Genomic DNA, 16,696 nt, shown 5'->3' with positions numbered 1-16,696 from the left:
GTTCCTCCGCGACGGGGAGGCGGTCGTACATCCCCCTTTGAGGAGCAGTAAGTGAGCAGCAACAGTGGTGACGTCCGGCTCTGGGGCGGCCGTTTCGCCGACGGACCGGCCGAGGCCCTGGCGAAGCTGTCCGCCTCGGTCCACTTCGACTGGCGGCTCGCCCCGTACGACATCGCCGGCTCCCGCGCCCACGCGCGCGTGCTCCACAAGGCGGGGCTGCTCACCGAGGACGAGCTGACCCGGATGCAGGCCGGGCTCGACGCGCTCGAAGCCGACGTGGCCGACGGCTCCTTCACCGGCACCATCGCCGACGAGGACGTGCACACCGCCCTGGAGCGCGGGCTGCTCGAACGCCTCGGCCCTGACCTCGGCGGCAAGCTGCGCGCCGGCCGGTCCCGCAACGACCAGGTCGCGACCCTCTTCCGGATGTATCTGCGCGACCACGCCCGGATCGTCGGCGGCCTGGTCGCCGAGCTCCAGGACGCGCTCGTCGGCCTCGCCGAGGCGCACCCCGACGTGGCCATGCCCGGCCGTACGCACCTCCAGCACGCCCAGCCGGTGCTCTTCTCCCATCATGTGCTGGCCCACGTCCAGTCGCTGTCCCGGGACGCGGAGCGGCTGCGGCAGTGGGACGACCGGACGGCCGTGTCGCCCTACGGCTCGGGCGCCCTGGCCGGATCCTCGCTCGGCCTCGACCCGGAGGCGGTCGCCGCCGACCTGGGCTTCGAGAACGGCTCCTGCGGCAACTCGATCGACGGAACGGCCTCCCGCGACTTCGTCGCCGAGTTCGCCTTCATCACGGCCATGATCGGCATCAATCTCTCCCGGATCGCGGAAGAGATCATCATCTGGAACACGAAGGAGTTCTCCTTCGTCACCCTGCACGACGCCTTCTCCACCGGCTCGTCGATCATGCCGCAGAAGAAGAACCCGGACATCGCGGAGCTGGCGCGCGGCAAGTCCGGCCGTCTCATCGGCAACCTCACCGGCCTGCTGGCGACGCTGAAGGCGCTGCCGCTCGCGTACAACCGCGATCTCCAGGAGGACAAGGAGCCGGTCTTCGACTCCTGCGACACCCTCGAAGTCCTGCTGCCCGCCTTCACCGGCATGATGGCCACGCTCACCGTCAACCGTGAGCGCATGGCGGAGCTGGCACCAGCCGGTTTCTCGCTCGCCACCGACATCGCCGAGTGGTTGGTCAGGCAGGGCGTCCCGTTCCGGGTCGCGCACGAGGTCGCGGGCGAGTGCGTCAAGGAGTGCGAGCAGCAGGGCATCGAGCTGGACGAGCTCACCGACGAGCAGTTCGCGAAGATCTCCCCGCATCTGACCCCCGAGGTGCGCACGGTCCTCAATGTCGCCGGCTCCCTCGCCTCCCGCGACGGCCGCGGCGGCACGGCTCCCTCCGCCGTCGCCGTCCAGCTCGCCGAGGTCAAGCAGGACCTGGCGGTCCAGCACGCCTGGGCCACCGCCAAGAACTGACGACCCCTGACGACCCCTGACGACCCTGAAGTTAAAGATCCCTCCACCATAACCACGGTGAGACGTCCATGTCTCACCGTGGTTATGGTTGTCTCATGACAGTCGACCGCCAACAGGTGCTGCGCACCGCCGCCGCCCTTCTCTCGCGCAGGGCGACCGCCACGATGGACGAGGTCGCCCGGGCCTCGGGCATCGGCAGGGCCACCCTCCACCGCCACTTCGCCGGGCGTGACGCCCTGGTCAAGGCGCTGGAGGACTTCGGACTCCAGGAGCTGGAGTCGGCGATGGACGCCGCCAGGCTCGGCGATGACCGGGCCGAGGGCGCGCTGCGACGGCTCGTCGCCGAGGTGGAGCCGGTCGCCGGCCTCCTCGCCTTCCTCGTCACCGAGAACCAGCTCTTCGAGGGCGAGCAGGTCAACGACGGATGGGCCAGGCTCGACGCCCGAATCTCCGCACTCTTCCGGCGCGGGCAGGAGCAGGGCGAGTTCCGCATCGACCTCACCCCGGCCTGGCTGACCGAGGCGCTGTACGGCCTGGTGGGCGCCGGCGCGTGGTCCGTCCACGACGGGCGGGTCGCCGCCAAGGACTTCCAGTACATGATCGTCGAGTTGCTGCTGGGCGGGGCGCGGCGGAGCGTGGAGAAATGACCAGTACTGATCAGCACGCGAAGCGGCCGGACGCGGCGCGCGGACCCGGCCCCTGGCTCGCGCTCGCCGTTCTTGTTCTCGCGGTACTGCTCGTGGCCGTCGACGCGACCGTGCTCGGCCTCGCGACGCCCTTCCTGAGCGAGGATCTCAAGCCGTCCGGCACCCAGCTGCTGTGGATCGGCGACGTCTACTCGTTCGTCATCGCCGGTCTGCTCGTCTCCATGGGCAGCCTCGGCGACCGGATCGGCCGCAAGAAGCTGCTGCTTGTCGGCGCCGTCGCCTTCGGCGGGGTCTCGGTGCTCAACGCCTACGCCACCAGCCCCGAGATGATGATCGTCGCCCGCGCGCTGCTCGGCGTGGCCGGTGCGACGCTGATGCCGTCCACCCTCGCGCTGATCCGCAACATCTTCCACGACGCCAAGGAGCGCAGCCTCGCCATCGGCATCTGGGGCGCCGCGGCCTCCGCGGGCGCCGCGGTCGGCCCCGTGGTCGGCGGCTTCCTGCTCGAACACTTCTGGTGGGGCTCGGTCTTCCTGATCAACCTGCCGGTGATGGCCGTCCTGGTGGTCGTCGGCATCAAGCTGCTTCCCGAGTCGAAGAACCCGGCGCCGGGCCCGTGGGACCTGCCCAGCGTCGGCCTCTCCCTCATCGGCATGGCCGGGGTCGTATACGCCGTCAAGGAGGCGGCGGCGCACGGCTTCCACTGGTACGTCTTCGCGGCGGCGGGTGTCGGCGCGGGCGCCCTCTACTGGTTCGTACGACGCCAGCTCACGCTGCCCGCGCCCCTGCTCGACATGCGTCTTTTCCATCACCGCGGGTTCTCCGGGGCGGTCCTGGCGGACCTGCTGACCATCCTCGGCCTGTCCGGCCTGGTCTTCTTCCTCTCGCAGTTCCTGCAACTCGTCCAGCTGCACTCGCCCCTGAAGGCCGGCCTCATCGAACTGCCCGCCGCGGTAGGCGCGGTGGGAGCGGGCCTGCTGGCGGGCTACACGGCGCGCCGGGCCTCGGTCCGCAGCGCGGTATCCGGCGGTCTGCTTGCCCTCGCGCTGTCCCTGGCGGCGTGCACGCTGGTCTCGGCGGACACCGGCGTCGTGCTGCTGGGCCTGGCCCTGTTCCTCGGCGGCATGGGCGCGGGCATGGCCTTCACCGTGACCGCCGACGTCATCCTTTCCAGTGTTCCCAAGGAGCAGGCGGGCGCCGCCTCGGCCGTGTCGGAGACGGCGTACGAACTGGGCGCGGCGCTCGGCATCGCCCTGCTCGGCTCGATCGTGACCGGCATCTACCGCGGCTTCACCGTGCCCGCGGGGGTCCCCGCCGCGGTGGCCGACGCGGCGCACGAATCGCTCGGCGGCGCCGTGCAGTCCGCGAAGGAGCTGTCGCCGGAGGTGAGCGCGCGGCTGCTCTCGTCGGCGCAGAGCGCCTTCACCGACGGCTTCCAGACCGCCGCCGCGGTGGGCTCGGCGCTGCTCTTCGCCACGGCGGTCGCCGCGTGGTTCATGCTCCGCGGTCAGAAGCTGGAGGACGGCGTGGAGCACTGACGGCGTACCGGGCACACAGCGGTACGGCGGAGGGGCGGGCCACTGGTGGCCCGCCCCTCCGCCGTACCCACACTCTCGCGCCGGTCAGGCGGCCTTCGCCTTCGTCGCGTACATGTCCACGTACTCCTGGCCGGAAAGCCGCATGACCTCGGCCATCACCGAGTCCGTCACCGCGCGCAGCACATAGCGGTCGCGGTCCATGCCCTCGTAGCGCGAGAACTCCATCGGCTCACCGAAGCGGACCGTGACCTTGCCCGGACGCGGCAGCCCGGCGCCGCCGGGCTGGAGCTTGTCCGTGCCGATCATCGCGAACGGCACCACCGGCGCACCGGTCATCAGCGTGAGACGCGCGATGCCCGTTCGGCCCCGGTAGAGACGGCCGTCGGGGGAGCGGGTGCCCTCCGGGTAGATGGAGAAGACCTTGCCCTCTTCGAGGACCCGGCGGCCGGTCATCAGCGCGGCGACACCGCCACGGCCGCCGTCACGGTCCACCGGGATCATTCCGCAGCTGGTGAAGAACCAGGCCATCAGCCTGCCCTTGAACCCCTTGCCGGTGACGTAGTCGTCCTTGCCGATGTAGAAAACTTGCCGGTCACAGCAGATCGGCATGATCATCGAATCGATGAACGTCAGGTGGTTGCCGGCGAGGATGACCGGTCCTGTCCCAGGAATGTTCTGTGCGCCTTCCACGCGTGGGCGGAACATCAGGCGCATGATCGGTCCGAGCACTGCCTTGATGAGCGCGTGACGGGACAACGCTTCCTCCGGTGTCGTGGCTGGGCGGGCTGGTCGTGAGTGAAGTCTGTGCAGGTGAGGACGATACTCGCGGGCTCCGCCTGATCGCACATCGGGTTCATCAAGTGGATACGCAGTGTTGACGTCTGTTTCCACTGCGTTCCGTCCACATCCTCGTCTGCGTAAGACGTAGACGCCTACCATCAGGCCTTCGCTTTCGGCAGTTTCCAGGCAGTACGTGGACTTCACAGGTGCGGGACATCACACGAGGAGCGTTCATGACACAGGCCGGACAGAACAACCCCGGACGGCGGACCGTGCTCGGGGCGGCCGTGCTCGGCGCGGGCGGCGTCACACTCGGCCTGGCGGGCACGGCGAGAGCCGACGGCCGTCAGGCCGGGCAGAGGGGCCGCGAGGACCACGGGTCGTACCACGATCTTCCCGTACCGACCGTCGTCGCGCACCGCGGGGCCAGCGGCTACCGCCCCGAGCACACCATCGGCTCGTACCAGCTCGCCCTCGACATGGGCGCGCACGTCATCGAGCAGGACCTGGTGCCCACCAAGGACGGCCACCTGGTCTGCCGGCACGAGAACGACATCACCGCGACGACCGATGTCGCCGCCCACCCCGAGTTCGCGGACCGCAAGGCCACCAAGTCCGTGGACGGGGTGTCACTGACCGGCTGGTTCACCGAGGACTTCACGCTCGCCGAGCTCAAGACGCTGCGCGCCAAGGAGCGGATCCCCGCCGTCCGCCAGGAGAACACCCTCTACGACGGCCGCTGGGCCATTCCCACCTTCGAGGAGGTACTGCGCTGGGCCGAGAAGGAGGGGCGGTCGCGCGGCCGGCGGATCTGGCTGCACATCGAGACGAAGCACCCCACCTACTTCCGCGGCCTGGGCCTCCCCCTCGAAGAGCCCCTCGCCAAGCTGCTGCGCAAGTACGGCCGTGACAAGAAGTCCTCGCCCAACTTCCTGCAGTCCTTCGAGCCGACCAGCATGCGTCGCCTCGCCAAGCTGGTCGCGGCGCCGCGCGTCGTCCTGCTCGACGGCTTGGGCACCCGCCCGTGGGACTTTGTCGTGGCGGGCGACCCGCGCAAGGTCGACGACCTGATCAAGCCCGAGGGCCTGAAGTGGATCGCGAGCTTCGCCCAGGGACTGGGCCCCACCCTGAACCTGATCATCCCCAGGGACGCGGCGGGCAAGCTGGGCAAGCCGACCACGCTGGTGCGGGACGCGCACGCGAAGGGGCTGATCCTGCACCCGTACACGCTGCGCAACGAGAACACCTTCCTGCCCGCCGACTTCAGGCGCGGCACCGACCCCGCCGCGTACGGGAACGCGTTCGGCGCCCTCCAGCTGTACTTCGAGCAGGGCATCGACGGGATCTTCTCCGACAACCCGGACACCGCGCTGCTCGCGGCCGCCGACTTCGCCGGACGCTGACCGCCGCCGCGGGAGCCGCCGCCACGGACGGGTGATTGTCCTGGCAGGCGGCAACCGCGGGCCGTCAGCGGCACGTCCCGCGTGGCATGACCCACTCCGTACGCCACGCACAGCCCGCCCCGGCCGCCTCCGCGCCCGACCTCTTCAGCGCCCTGCGCCCCCTGCTGGCCGCCGAGGCGGGGGCGGAGGCCGCCGGGACCGGAATCGAACCCGGCGACCTCGAACAGGACGTATGGCTGCGCCTGCTCGAACTGCTCGACGGGGCCGGCCCGCCGCCCGACCCGGCGCTCTGGGTGCGCCGCGCCGTGCGCACCGAGGCACGCCTGGCCCGCAGCCGGGCACGCCGCGAACTTCCCCACGCCGCCCCGCCGGCCGCCGCCCCGGACGCCGCGTGCCCGGAACGCGCGGCGCTGAGCGCCGAGCGGCGCCGCGCCGTGCGCGACGCGGTCGGCAGGCTGCCCGGGCGCTGTCCGCGGCTGTTGGCTGCGATGTTGTCCCCCGCGGACCCCACTTACCGCGAAATTGCAGGGGAGTTGGGAATGTCACAAGGCAGCTTGGGGCCCATGCGTTCCCGTTGCCTGGGATGCCTGCGCAGAATGCTGGCGGCGGAGGTTGCAGCTCCTGGCCCAGGGGGAAAGGAGCGGTAAGCAACCGGCGGAGCAGGCGAGCGGGAGGCATGCACACATGGGCATGAGCGTGACCATCTCAGCGGCAACGGAACAGGACGCCGAACACATCCTCAAGCTGCAGTACCTGTGCTACCAGAGCGAGGCCGAGCTCTACGGCGACTACGGCATTGAGCCCCTGACCCAGTCACTCGACGACCTGCGCGCCGAACTCGGCCGCAGCCACACCCTGGTGGCCCGTCTCGGCGACGAAGTGGTCGCCTCGGTCCGCGGCAGCGTCGACGAAGCGGGCACGGCGCGCATCGCCAAGCTGATCGTCCACCCCAGGATGCGGAGACACGGTCTCGGCGGAAGGTTGCTCGCCGCCATCGAGGTGCACTTCGCGGGGGAGCCGGCCGCCAAGCGCTTCCAGCTCTTCACCGGCCACCGCAGCGAGGTCAACCTGCGGCTCTACCGCAGCCACGGTTACGCCCCGGTGGCCACCGAGCGGCTCGGCCCGGGACTCACCCTCGTCACGCTGGAGAAGGAGACCGAGGCCCAGGCCTACGTCGCGAGTGCCTAGAAGGTGTCCCGACGCGCCCTGCGCAGCCAGAGCACTCCGGTGACCGGCAGCAGCACCGGAATGAAGAGGTACCCCCTGCCGAACATGGACCAGACGGTGGTGTCCGGGAACGCGGACGGCTCCACCACTGTCCAGGTCCCGACGACGAGCACGCCCACCAGCTCGGCGGCGCAGCACACCAGCGCCGCCCTGCGGGCCCTTTCGCCGCCCCGGACGAGGGTGTACGTAATGAACGCGTAGACCACCGCCGCCACGGCGGACAGCGCGTACGCGAGCGGCGCACGGTCGAATTCCGTGGCGATCTGGTAGGCCGAGCGGGACACTGCGCCGACGGACATCACTCCGTACAGCCACACCAGCAGCAGCCCGGGACCCTTGACCAGCCTGGTGCGACCCGGCTCCCGGCCCTGTTCCTCGGCGACGGACCCGCTCATCGTCAGCCTCCCCAGATGTCGTGCAGCCGGACTTCGAGCACGGCCAGGACGACCGCGCCGGCCGAGACCGTCACCGAGCCCCAGCGGGTCCGCTCGCCCAGCGAGAGGAAGCCCGCGGCGGGCACCGCCGCGAACGCCCCGATCAGATACGAGACGAAGATCACCGCGCCCTCGTCCGGCTTCTCGCCGCGCGCGAGAAGCACGACGCCGATCACCAGCTGGGCGAGCGCGAGCACCGACACCACGGCCATGCCGATGAAGTGCCAGTCCTTGGTGGGCTGATCGCGAAACGCGGCGTAACCGCACCACGCGGCGAGTGCGAGCGCGGCCACGGAAACCGTGACCGTCAGGGCGTCGAGCATGACCACGAGCGTATTACGGAAGCGAAGGCCGCTGGACGTAGGGTCGGTCAGCATGAAGATCCAGGCCGAGGCCCTCCTGTTCGACAACGACGGAACACTCCTGTCCTCCATGGAGTCCGTGATCCGCTGCTGGACCCGCTGGGCGCAGGAGTACGGCATCACGGCCGAGGAGTTCGCCCGCGTCGAGCTGCACGGCCGACCCGCCGCGGAGATCGCCGCCGACCTGCTGCCCGCCGACGTCGTGCCGGGCGCGGTGGCCCGTATCGAACAGCTGGAGGTCGAGGACGTGAGCGGCCCCGGCGGCGTCGTACCGCTGCCCGGCACCGCCCAGCTCCTCGCGAGCCTGCCCGCCGACCGCTGGGCCGTCGTCACCTCCGCCACCCGCCGCCTCGCCGAGGCGCGGCTGGAGCGGGTCGGCATCACCCCCAAGACGCTGATCGCCGCGGACGACGTCACGCGCGGCAAGCCCGACCCGGAGCCCTTCCTGCTCGCGGCGCGCAGGCTGGGGGTGGACCCGGCCCGCTGCGTGGTGTTCGAGGACGCCCCGGCCGGGCTCCAGGCCGGCCGCGCGGCGGGCATGACGACCGTGGCGTTGGCCACAACGCACATCCGCTCCGAGCTGACGGCCGATGTGGTCGTCACCGACCTCTCGGCGGTGTCGGCACAGGCCACGGAGTACGGCGTGGAGATCGTCACGGCCGACTGATGAGGCCGGGCCCGTCCCGATAGTGAGACGTGGGCATCCGCTATTCGGACAGCAGTGATCGGTCCGTACTCCCGTCTGGTTTACTCGTTGCATGACCACGATGAGCAGCCGCACCCTTGCGACCGAGGCGACGATGACGCCCGGTGCTCGTTGTATGTGTCGAATGTGCGCCTTCTGAGGGCCCCTGCCCGAGCCTCGCGCCCCGAAGCGAGACCCGACAGCCGCCCCGCGCCCGACCAGCCACGTATGTGTCGGCCGAGCCGGGCCTGCCCCGCGCACGTGTTGCCCTCCGGTACTCACCGCCGGCTCGGCCGTGCCGCGTCCCCCCAAGACGAATGCCCCGTGCCCGGCGGACACCTCGCCGCGCACTCGACAGTGACGGAAACCCTGTGATCACCACTACGGGCCTCACCAAGGTCTATCCCTCGCGAGGCCGCGAGGTCACCGCCCTGGACGGCGTCGATCTGCACGTTCGTGAGGGGGAGGTGTACGGAGTCATCGGCCAGAGCGGCGCCGGAAAGTCCTCGCTCATCCGCTGCGTCAACCTGCTGGAGCGCCCCACCGCCGGCATCGTGACGGTCGACGGTCAGGACCTCACCGCACTCGCCGGCCGCGGCCGGCGAGCGGGCAGGGAACTGCGCGCCGCCCGCAGCCGCATCGGCATGGTCTTCCAGCACTTCAACCTGCTGTCCTCGCGCACGGTCAAGGACAACGTCGAACTGCCCCTGGAGATCATCGGGATCTCCGGCCAGGAGCGCTCCCGCAAGGCCCTGGAACTGCTCGACCTGGTGGGCCTCGCAGACAAGGCGAAGGCCTACCCCGCGCACCTCTCCGGCGGTCAGAAGCAGCGCGTCGGCATCGCACGGGCCCTGGCCGGCGACCCCAAGGTGCTGCTCTCCGACGAGGCCACCTCGGCCCTCGACCCCGAGACCACCCGCTCGATCCTGCGGCTCCTGCGCGACCTCAACCGGCAGCTCGGCCTGACCGTCCTGCTGATCACGCACGAGATGGACGTCGTGAAGACGGTCTGCGACTCGGCCGCGCTGATGAAGCGCGGGCGGATCGTCGAGTCCGGCACGGTCAGCGAACTGCTGGCGACTCCCGGCTCCGAGCTCGCGCACGAGCTGTTCCCGGTGGGCGGTCAGGCGTCCGGCCCCGGCCGGACCGTCATCGACGTCACCTTCCACGGTGAGGCCGCGACGCAGCCGGTGATCTCCCAGCTCTCCCGTACGTACAACATCGACATCTCGATCCTGGGCGCCGCGATGGACACCGTCGGCGGCAACCAGATCGGCCGCATGCGCATCGAGCTGCCGGGACTGTACGAGGAGAACGTCGTCCCCGTCGGCTTCCTGCGCGAGCAGGGCCTGCAGGTCGAGGTCGTCGAGGAGAACGCGCCCGGAACCGAAACGCCCGCGCAGGTAGCGGCGCAGCCCCCCACGCTGGTCAAGGAAGGTGCCAAGTGACCTGGTCGGAAATGCAGCCACTGCTGGAGCAGGGCACCATCGACACCCTTTACATGGTGCTGTGGGCCACGGCCGTCTCGGTCCTCGGCGGACTCCCGCTGGGTATCCTGCTCGTCCTCACGGACAAGGGCGGGCTGCTCCAGAACCTCACGGTCAACAAGGTCGTCGGCACGATCGTCAACATCGGCCGGTCGCTGCCGTTCATCATCCTGCTGATCGCCCTGATCCCCTTCACGAAGCTTCTCGTCGGCACCTTCATCGGTCCGTCCGCGATGATCGTGCCGCTCGCCATCGGCGCCATCCCGTTCTTCGCCCGGCTCGTCGAGACCTCGATCCGAGAGGTCGACCACGGACTGGTCGAGGCCGTGCAGTCGATGGGCGGCTCCGTGCCGACCGTCGTCTTCAAGGCGTTGCTGCCGCAGTCCCTGCCGTCGCTGATCTCCGGCGTCACCACCACCGTGATCGTGCTCGTCGGCTACTCGGCGATGGCGGGCGCGGTCGGCGGCGGAGGCCTCGGCAACACGGCGGTCACCTACGGGTATCAGCGCTTCGAGACCCAGCTCATGCTCATCACCGTGGCCATCCTGATCGCGATGGTGACTGTCGTGCAGCTCATCGGCGACGGCGCGATACGGCTCCTCGCCCGCCGCAGCCACATCGCCTCCTAGACCTTCCTCCCGAGCTTTCTTCCCCACACAAGCCCGCACTCCTTGTCCGGGCTACCACCCGCAAGACCAGAAAGAGGCACTTTTCGTGCGCAAGAACCTCAAGATCACTGCGGCTGCCGCCGCCTCCGCCGCCCTCGCCCTGGGCCTCACCGCCTGCGGCACCGCCTCCGACCCGGGTGCCAAGTCCGAGTCGGGCAAGGCGGACGAGTCCAAGGCACTCGTCGTCGCCGCGTCCCCGACGCCGCACGGCGACATCCTCAACTACGTCAGGGACAACCTGGCGGAGAAGAACGGCCTGAAGCTCACGGTCAAGGAGTTCACGGACTACGTCCTGCCGAACACCGCGACCCAGAGCGGCGAGGTCGACGCCAACTTCTTCCAGCACAAGCCGTACCTCGACGACTTCAACAAGAAGAAGGGCACCACCATCGTGCCCGTCGTCAACGTTCACCTGGAGCCGCTGGCCCTCTACTCCAAGAAGTCCAAGGACCTCAAGGAGATCAAGCCCGGCCAGACCGTCGCGGTGCCCAACGACACCACCAATGAGGGCCGCGCGCTCAAGCTGCTCGCCGAGAACGGCCTGATCACGTTGAAGGACGGCGCCGGCACGGACGCCAAGCTCTCCGACATCAAGGACAAGAAGGGTCTGGAGTTCAAGGAGCTGGAGGCCGCCACTCTGCCCCGCGCCCTGGACGACGTCGACGCCGCGATCATCAACGGCAACTACGCCATCGAGGCCGACCTCGACCCGGCCAAGGACTCCCTGGCGATCGAGAAGGCCGAAGGCAACCCGTACGCCAACTTCCTCGCCGTCAAGAAGGGCAACGAGACGGACGCACGCGTGCAGAAGCTCGCAAAGCTCCTGAACTCCGACGAGGTCAAGAAGTTCATCGAGGACAAGTACGACGGCAAGGTCGTCCCGGCCTTCGGCGCCGTCAAGTCCTGACACCCGTACGGCCCTTGTGAGCGAAGGCCCCGCCCACCCCACCGGGTGCGCGGGGCCTTCCCGCGTCGACCCGCGCCTGCGTGCCCCGGCCGCGATGCTGCATGCTGTGCCTTTACGTCCTTTACGACGGTCCACGGCATGGAGTGAGCATGACTACCACCTTCCCGGACATCTCCATCAGCACGGACCGGCTGGTGCTGCGCCCCTTCGACGAGTCGGACATCCCGGCGCTGACCGAGATGATGAACGACGAGATGGTCACCGCCTGGACGTCGGCGCCCCACCCGTACACCACACGCGACGCCGAACGCTGGGTCCGCAGGATCGCTCCTGCCGAGCGGACCCAGGGCCGCGGCATCGCCCTCGCCGTCACCGAGTTCCTCACCCAGCGGCTCGTCGGCAGCGTCCACCTCAAGCACACCGACTGGCGCACCCGCGCCACCGAGATCGGTTATGTGACGGCTCACTGGGCGCGCGGTGAGGGGTACGCCACCGAGTCGGTGCTCGCCATGGCCCAATGGATCTTCCGCGACCAGCGTTTCGAGCGCCTGGAGTTGCGCACCGCCGCGGACAACACGGCCTCGCAGCAGGTCGCGCAGAAGATCGGCTGCATCAGCGAGGGTGTCCTGCGCAACGCCTGGATAGCGCGAACGCAGACCCAGGACGGCGGCTGGACGGACATCCGCACCGACCTGATCGTCTGGAGCCTGCTCCCGGAGGACTTGGACGGCGTCACCGACCAGATGGCCGAGGCCGGCGGCTACGGCACCTACACCGACTGGAACTGACCCCGCCCAGGTCCGTACCAGGTACTCTCACCCTGCCCCCGGCGCCGCGCCGGGCTGCCCCGACCTGCGACAAGTTCAGGAGACTGACGACGATGGCCGACCGGGTCACGGTGATCGGCTGGGACGGTTCGCCCCTCACCGCGGCGGCCCGCTCCGCCCTGGCCGCAGCGACCCTCGTCGCCGGGGCGGCGCACCACCTGGCACTGCCCGAGGTGCCGCCGGGCGCCGAGCGCATCCGCCTCGGCAGCGTCGATCTCGCCGCCCGCCGGATCGCCGGGCACCGGGGCACCGCCGTGGTCCTCGCCGACGGGGACCCCGGATTCTTCGGCGTCGTACGGACACTGCGCGCCGCCGAGCACGGCCTGGAGGTCGAAGTGGTGTCCGCCGTCTCGTCGGTGGCCACCGCGTTCGCCCGCGCCGGGATGCCCTGGGACGACGCGCAGACGGTCGTCGCCCACCGCCGTACGCTGCGCCGCGCCGTCAATGTGTGCCGGGCGTACTCCAAGGTCGCCGTGCTCACCTCGCCGGGTGCGGGGCCCGCCGAACTGGCCCTGCTCCTCGAAGGAGTCCACCGCACCTTCGTCATCTGCGAGGAGCTGGGGACCACCCGCGAGCAGATCACCGTCCTCACCTCCGACAAGGTCGCCGACCACGTTTGGCGCGACCCCAACGTCGTCATCGTCATCGGCGGCCCCGGTGTCGCAGGGCGCGCACGAGGCCGGTGGTCGCGACTCCGGCTCCGTCGACCTCAGCGGTGTACGGATGCCCCAGCCCATGTCCAGCTCGGCGCGGTCCGCTGCTCCGGCGTCCATGGCGACGCCGCCCCCCCCGCGCCGCCCGCTCCACCTCGGACCGCAGGTGCCCGACGCCTCCGCCGGAGTCGTACGTTCGCTGGCCGACCGGGGCCCCGCCGGTGTCAGCCCGGCGCACCCCGTGCCGCTGCGCAACCCGGGGCCTGCCATCACCGGCCCCGAGTACCTCGACATTCCGCGCGAGGAGATCGACGTACTGCCCGGCCCGCAGCTCGGGGTGATCCCGTCGCAGGTCGCCACACCGTGGCCGCAGCCTCAAGTACAGCCGCAGTCCCAGGTGCCCCAGGTCGCTCAGGAGGCTCCAGCAGAAACGGTCGTTCCGGAGCCTGTGGCTCCGGAACCGGCGCCCGAGCCGTCGGCGGAGCCCGTGGCCGAGCCGGTACCGGTACCCGCGCCGGCGGATCTCCCGGCTCCGGACCCCCAGATCCAGGCCGTGGCCCCGACGCCCGACCCGGCAGCCGCAGCGGCGCCCGAGGTCGCGCCCGAGCCGGTGGCGGAGGAGGCCGTGAGCATCCAGCCAGAGCCGGAGCCGGAGCCAGAGCCAGAGCCAGAGCCAGAGCCAGAGCCGGAACAGGCCGCACCCGTCGCGCCTGTTGCACCGGTCGCCCCCGAGCCGGTCTTCGCGGAGCCCCCGGTTCCCTTGGACATCGAGGCCGAGCGGACGGAGGGCGAGCCGATCGCCCCGGCGCCGATGGCCGCCGAGCCCGTCACTGCGGAGCAGGCCGCCCCTGAACAGGTAGCTCCCGAATACCTCGCCGTTGAACCGGCCAAGGCTGCGGCTGCAGCCACGGGTGAGACTGAGGCTGTCGCCGCAGTGCCGGAGCCACAGCTCCAGCCCCAGGCCGCCGTTCAGTTCGCCCCCGCCGAGGGCACTGTTGCGACTCCAGCCCGACTCGCTCCGACGCCGGTCGAACCCATCGCTCAGGACGCACCCGCAGCACCGGTCATGACGATGCCCGAACAACTGGCACCCGAACAACTGGCACCCGAGCAGCCGCTGCTTGCGCAGCCCGTACTTGCGCAGCAGCCCCTGGCGGAATCCACTCCGGAGCCGCTGTCCGAGCCCGAGCAGCCGCAGCCGGTGGCGCCGTGGACCGCGCCGGAAGCGGAAGCGGCCGCACCAGCCGATGCACTCGATGCACCCGAGGTTGAGAGCCCGTCCGCCGATCCCGTGATCCCCGAAGCCGAGCCGCAGCCGTTGCCCGAGCCCGCTTCGGCGGTGCTCGAAGAGGCTCCGGCCGCGCAGCCCGAGGCCGAGCCGTTGCCCGAGCCCGTACCGGCGGTACAGGCCGACCCCCTCGCGGCATCGATCGTCCCCGCTCCCCGCGACGGCGGCCCCGCCGCCCAGCTGCCCGCGGAGCCCGGGACGGAGCCGGCACCGGAACCCGAGCCGGAGACCGCACCCGAGCCCGAGCCCGAGGCGGCCGTCCCTCTCACCGCTGTCCCTCTCACCGCTGTCCCCGACGGCCCCGGCCCCGCCCCCGGCTACAACGACGCCGAGCGTGAGGCGGTGCTGCGCGTGATGCGCGAGCGCCGCGACATCCGCAACGGCTTCCGCAGCGACCCCATTCCGCACGAGGTCCTGCTGCGCGTCCTCGAAGCCGCGCACACCGCGCCGAGCGTCGGTCACTCCCAGCCCTGGGACTTCGTGGTCATCCGCTCCGCCGAGACGCGCCGCACCATGCACGAACTGGCGCAGCGCCAGCGCGACGCGTACGCCAAGTCGCTGCCCAAGGGCCGCGCCAAGCAGTTCAAGGAACTGAAGATCGAGGCCATCCTCGACACCCCGGTGAACATCGTCGTCACCGCCGACCCCACCCGCGGCGGCCGCCACACCCTAGGCCGGCACACCCAGCCGCAGATGGCCCCGTACTCCTCGGCGCTCGCCGTCGAGAACCTGTGGCTCGCCGCCCGCGCCGAAGGCCTCGGCGTCGGCTGGGTCAGCTTCTTCGACGAACGCGAGATGGTCCGCTCACTGGGCCTGCCCGAGCACCTTGAAGTCGTCGCGTACCTCTGCGTGGGCTACGTCGACGAGTTCCCGGAGGAGCCCGAGCTCATGCAGGCCGGGTGGTCCAAGAAGCGCCCGCTGTCCTGGGTCGTCCACGAGGAGACGTACGGTCGTCGCGCACTGCCCGGCGAGGAGCCGCACGATCTGCTCCAGGAGACCGTCGCGCACATCCGCCCGCTGGACGCGAAGGCGCTCGGCGAGGCATGGGAGCGCCAGAAGCGGATGACCAAGCCCGCCGGGGCGCTCGGCATGCTGGAGATCATCTCCGCGCAGCTGAGCGGTCTGTCCCGGATGTGCCCGCCGCCGATCCCGGAGCCCGCGGCCGTCGCGATCTTCGCGGGTGACCACGGGGTGCACGCGCAGGGTGTCACCGCCTGGCCGCAGGAGGTGACCTCGCAGATGGTCGCCAACTTCCTCGGCGGCGGTGCGGTCGTCAACGCCTTCGCGAACCAGGTCGGGGCGGAGGTCTGTGTCGTCGACGTCGGCGTCGCGGGTGAACTCCCGGCCACGCCGGGCCTGCTGCCCCGCAAGGTGCGCGCGGGAACGGCCGACTTCACCACGGGACCGGCCCTCACCCACGTAGAGGTGCTCGCCGCGATCGAGGTGGGCATCGAAACGGCCCGCGATCTGGTCGCTGCCGGCAATAAGGCGCTGATCACGGGCGAGATGGGCATCGCCAACACCACGGTCTCGGCGGCTCTGATCTCCGTCTACACGGGCCTGGACCCGGCGGAGGTCACCGGCCGCGGCACGGGCATCAACGACGAGATGCACGCCCGCAAGATCGATGTAGTACGTCGTGCGCTGGAACTCCACCAGCCCGACCCGGCCGACCCGATCGGCGTTCTCGCAGCGGTCGGCGGCCTGGAACACGCGGCGCTGGTCGGCTTCGTGCTCGGCGGAGCGTCTCTGCGTACGCCGGTGATCCTGGACGGCGTCAGCGCGGGAGCGGCGGCCCTGGTCGCCCGCGCCATCGCCCCCGAGGCACTGGCGGCCTGCATCGCCGGGCACCGCAGCGCGGAGCCGGGCCATGTGGCGGCCCTGAACAAGCTGGGCCTGCGCCCGCTGGTCGACCTGGACCTCCGCCTCGGAGAAGGCACGGGCGCTCTGCTGGCGCTCCCGGTGGTCCAGAGCGCGGCCCGCGCGATGCACGAGGTGGCGACGTTCGACTCGGCAGGCGTGACGGAAAAGTAACCCCGCCCGCTGCGCAGAAGCCCCCACCGCCCAGCAGGCGCCCGGGGGCTTCGGCCGCAGGCCCCCCAGCCCCCCGGGCCCTCCCGGAGACGCCCCGACGCGGTACGGACCCCGGGCCCCGGGCCCGCGGGGTTTTCTCACGCTCCCGGGAGACGCCCCGACGCGATACGGCCCCGGGCCCGCGGGGCCTTTCCCCGGCGCCCTGCGCCCCCGGGGGCCTTGCCGACGGTGCCCGGGTGGGGCCGTGTCGGGGCGTCTCCCGGGAGCGTGAGAAAAC

The 16,696-nt window shown here is 70.7% G+C and carries 15 protein-coding genes and 1 pseudogene; 13 read left to right on the top strand and 3 right to left on the bottom strand.

The window, feature by feature from the left end; all coding sequences use genetic code 11:
• Positions 1-51 precede the first annotated feature (51 nt).
• The 3 genes from argH to QMK30_RS16875 all read left to right on the top strand — a co-directional run bounded on the left by argH (position 52) and on the right by QMK30_RS16875 (position 3,664).
• Positions 52-1,479, top strand: coding sequence for an argininosuccinate lyase (gene argH / locus QMK30_RS16885; protein WP_283518925.1), 1,428 nt, complete (start codon positions 52-54; stop codon positions 1,477-1,479).
• Positions 1,480-1,574: 95 nt separating this feature from the next.
• Positions 1,575-2,126 carry a TetR/AcrR family transcriptional regulator gene (locus tag QMK30_RS16880; RefSeq protein ID WP_283518924.1) on the top strand — a complete coding sequence of 184 codons (552 nt, stop codon included), beginning with the start codon at positions 1,575-1,577 and terminating at the stop codon, positions 2,124-2,126.
• Positions 2,123-3,664 carry an MFS transporter gene (locus tag QMK30_RS16875; RefSeq protein ID WP_283518922.1) on the top strand — a complete coding sequence of 514 codons (1,542 nt, stop codon included), beginning with the start codon at positions 2,123-2,125 and terminating at the stop codon, positions 3,662-3,664. The genes QMK30_RS16880 and QMK30_RS16875 overlap by 4 nt, the downstream gene beginning before the upstream one ends.
• Positions 3,665-3,748: 84 nt before the next feature.
• Here QMK30_RS16875 and QMK30_RS16870 read toward each other — a convergent pair whose 3' ends face one another.
• Positions 3,749-4,420, bottom strand: coding sequence for a lysophospholipid acyltransferase family protein (locus QMK30_RS16870; RefSeq protein WP_283518921.1), 672 nt, complete (start codon positions 4,418-4,420; stop codon positions 3,749-3,751).
• A gap of 257 nt (positions 4,421-4,677) precedes the next feature.
• On the opposite strand from QMK30_RS16870, the gene QMK30_RS16865 reads away from it, so the two are divergent.
• The 3 genes from QMK30_RS16865 (at position 4,678) to QMK30_RS16855 (ending at position 7,035) form a co-directional block, all read left to right on the top strand.
• Complete coding sequence (locus QMK30_RS16865) at positions 4,678-5,847, top strand: glycerophosphodiester phosphodiesterase (protein ID WP_283518919.1); 1,170 nt, start codon at positions 4,678-4,680, stop codon at positions 5,845-5,847.
• Between the two features lie 86 nt (positions 5,848-5,933).
• Positions 5,934-6,494: a sigma-70 family RNA polymerase sigma factor gene (locus QMK30_RS16860; RefSeq protein WP_283518917.1), complete on the top strand. Its 561-nt coding sequence runs from the start codon at positions 5,934-5,936 to the stop codon at positions 6,492-6,494.
• A gap of 37 nt (positions 6,495-6,531) precedes the next feature.
• Positions 6,532-7,035, top strand: a complete 504-nt coding sequence (locus QMK30_RS16855) for a GNAT family N-acetyltransferase (RefSeq protein WP_283518915.1) — start codon at positions 6,532-6,534, stop codon at positions 7,033-7,035.
• Here the strand turns inward: QMK30_RS16855 and QMK30_RS16850 are convergent.
• Positions 7,032-7,469 carry a hypothetical protein gene (locus tag QMK30_RS16850; RefSeq protein WP_283518914.1) on the bottom strand — a complete coding sequence of 146 codons (438 nt, stop codon included), beginning with the start codon at positions 7,467-7,469 and terminating at the stop codon, positions 7,032-7,034. The two genes, QMK30_RS16855 and QMK30_RS16850, sit on opposite strands and share 4 nt — an antisense overlap.
• Before the next feature lie 2 nt (positions 7,470-7,471).
• Positions 7,472-7,831, bottom strand: a complete 360-nt coding sequence (locus tag QMK30_RS16845; RefSeq protein WP_283518912.1) for a hypothetical protein — start codon at positions 7,829-7,831, stop codon at positions 7,472-7,474.
• Between the two features lie 52 nt (positions 7,832-7,883).
• On the opposite strand from QMK30_RS16845, the gene QMK30_RS16840 reads away from it, so the two are divergent.
• From QMK30_RS16840 to cobT, 7 genes and pseudogenes are all read left to right on the top strand, one after another.
• Entirely contained in the window at positions 7,884-8,537 is a 654-nt protein-coding gene (locus QMK30_RS16840) for an HAD family hydrolase (RefSeq protein ID WP_283518910.1), read from the top strand.
• Positions 8,538-8,926: 389 nt separating this feature from the next.
• Positions 8,927-10,003 (top strand): methionine ABC transporter ATP-binding protein, encoded by a 1,077-nt coding sequence (locus QMK30_RS16835; protein ID WP_283518908.1) that lies wholly within the window; start codon positions 8,927-8,929, stop codon positions 10,001-10,003.
• On the top strand, positions 10,000-10,671 hold the full coding sequence (locus QMK30_RS16830) for a methionine ABC transporter permease (RefSeq protein WP_283518906.1): 672 nt from the start codon (positions 10,000-10,002) through the stop codon (positions 10,669-10,671). The genes QMK30_RS16835 and QMK30_RS16830 overlap by 4 nt, the downstream gene beginning before the upstream one ends.
• An 85-nt stretch (positions 10,672-10,756) precedes the next feature.
• Positions 10,757-11,617 (top strand): MetQ/NlpA family ABC transporter substrate-binding protein, encoded by an 861-nt coding sequence (locus tag QMK30_RS16825; protein WP_283518905.1) that lies wholly within the window; start codon positions 10,757-10,759, stop codon positions 11,615-11,617.
• Between the two features lie 101 nt (positions 11,618-11,718).
• Positions 11,719-12,405 carry a GNAT family N-acetyltransferase gene (locus QMK30_RS16820; protein WP_283518903.1) on the top strand — a complete coding sequence of 229 codons (687 nt, stop codon included), beginning with the start codon at positions 11,719-11,721 and terminating at the stop codon, positions 12,403-12,405.
• Between the two features lie 92 nt (positions 12,406-12,497).
• Positions 12,498-13,286 (top strand): annotated as a pseudogene (gene cbiE, locus QMK30_RS16815) (precorrin-6y C5,15-methyltransferase (decarboxylating) subunit CbiE); the annotation flags it as partial.
• The gene (gene cobT, locus QMK30_RS16810; protein ID WP_349362077.1) at positions 13,216-16,419 is read left to right on the top strand and encodes a nicotinate-nucleotide--dimethylbenzimidazole phosphoribosyltransferase; all 3,204 of its coding nucleotides are present in this window, start codon (positions 13,216-13,218) and stop codon (positions 16,417-16,419) included. The pseudogene cbiE and the gene cobT, both read left to right, overlap by 71 nt.
• Positions 16,420-16,696 lie beyond the last annotated feature (277 nt).

Origin of the sequence: Streptomyces sp. H27-C3 (assembly GCF_030063415.1) — a bacterium.
Classification (GTDB): Bacteria; Actinomycetota; Actinomycetes; order Streptomycetales; family Streptomycetaceae; genus Streptomyces.
The sequence above is the reverse complement of the archived record's forward strand: the minus strand, read 5'-3'. Positions and strand labels throughout refer to the sequence as shown.

Bases quoted from the DNA above. Each gene is read 5' to 3' on its own strand.
- QMK30_RS16880 (WP_283518924.1), top strand. From the start codon at position 1,575: ATGACAGTCGACCGCCAACAGGTGCTGCGCACCGCCGCCGCCCTTCTC.
- QMK30_RS16875 (WP_283518922.1), top strand. From the start codon at position 2,123: ATGACCAGTACTGATCAGCACGCGAAGCGGCCGGACGCGGCGCGCGGA.
- QMK30_RS16865 (WP_283518919.1), top strand. From the start codon at position 4,678: ATGACACAGGCCGGACAGAACAACCCCGGACGGCGGACCGTGCTCGGG.
- QMK30_RS16860 (WP_283518917.1), top strand. From the start codon at position 5,934: ATGACCCACTCCGTACGCCACGCACAGCCCGCCCCGGCCGCCTCCGCG.
- QMK30_RS16855 (WP_283518915.1), top strand. From the start codon at position 6,532: ATGGGCATGAGCGTGACCATCTCAGCGGCAACGGAACAGGACGCCGAA.
- QMK30_RS16850 (WP_283518914.1), bottom strand. From the start codon at position 7,469: ATGAGCGGGTCCGTCGCCGAGGAACAGGGCCGGGAGCCGGGTCGCACC.
- QMK30_RS16845 (WP_283518912.1), bottom strand. From the start codon at position 7,831: ATGCTCGACGCCCTGACGGTCACGGTTTCCGTGGCCGCGCTCGCACTC.
- QMK30_RS16840 (WP_283518910.1), top strand. From the start codon at position 7,884: ATGAAGATCCAGGCCGAGGCCCTCCTGTTCGACAACGACGGAACACTC.
- QMK30_RS16820 (WP_283518903.1), top strand. From the start codon at position 11,719: ATGCTGTGCCTTTACGTCCTTTACGACGGTCCACGGCATGGAGTGAGC.
- cobT (WP_349362077.1), top strand. From the start codon at position 13,216: ATGGCGACGCCGCCCCCCCCGCGCCGCCCGCTCCACCTCGGACCGCAG.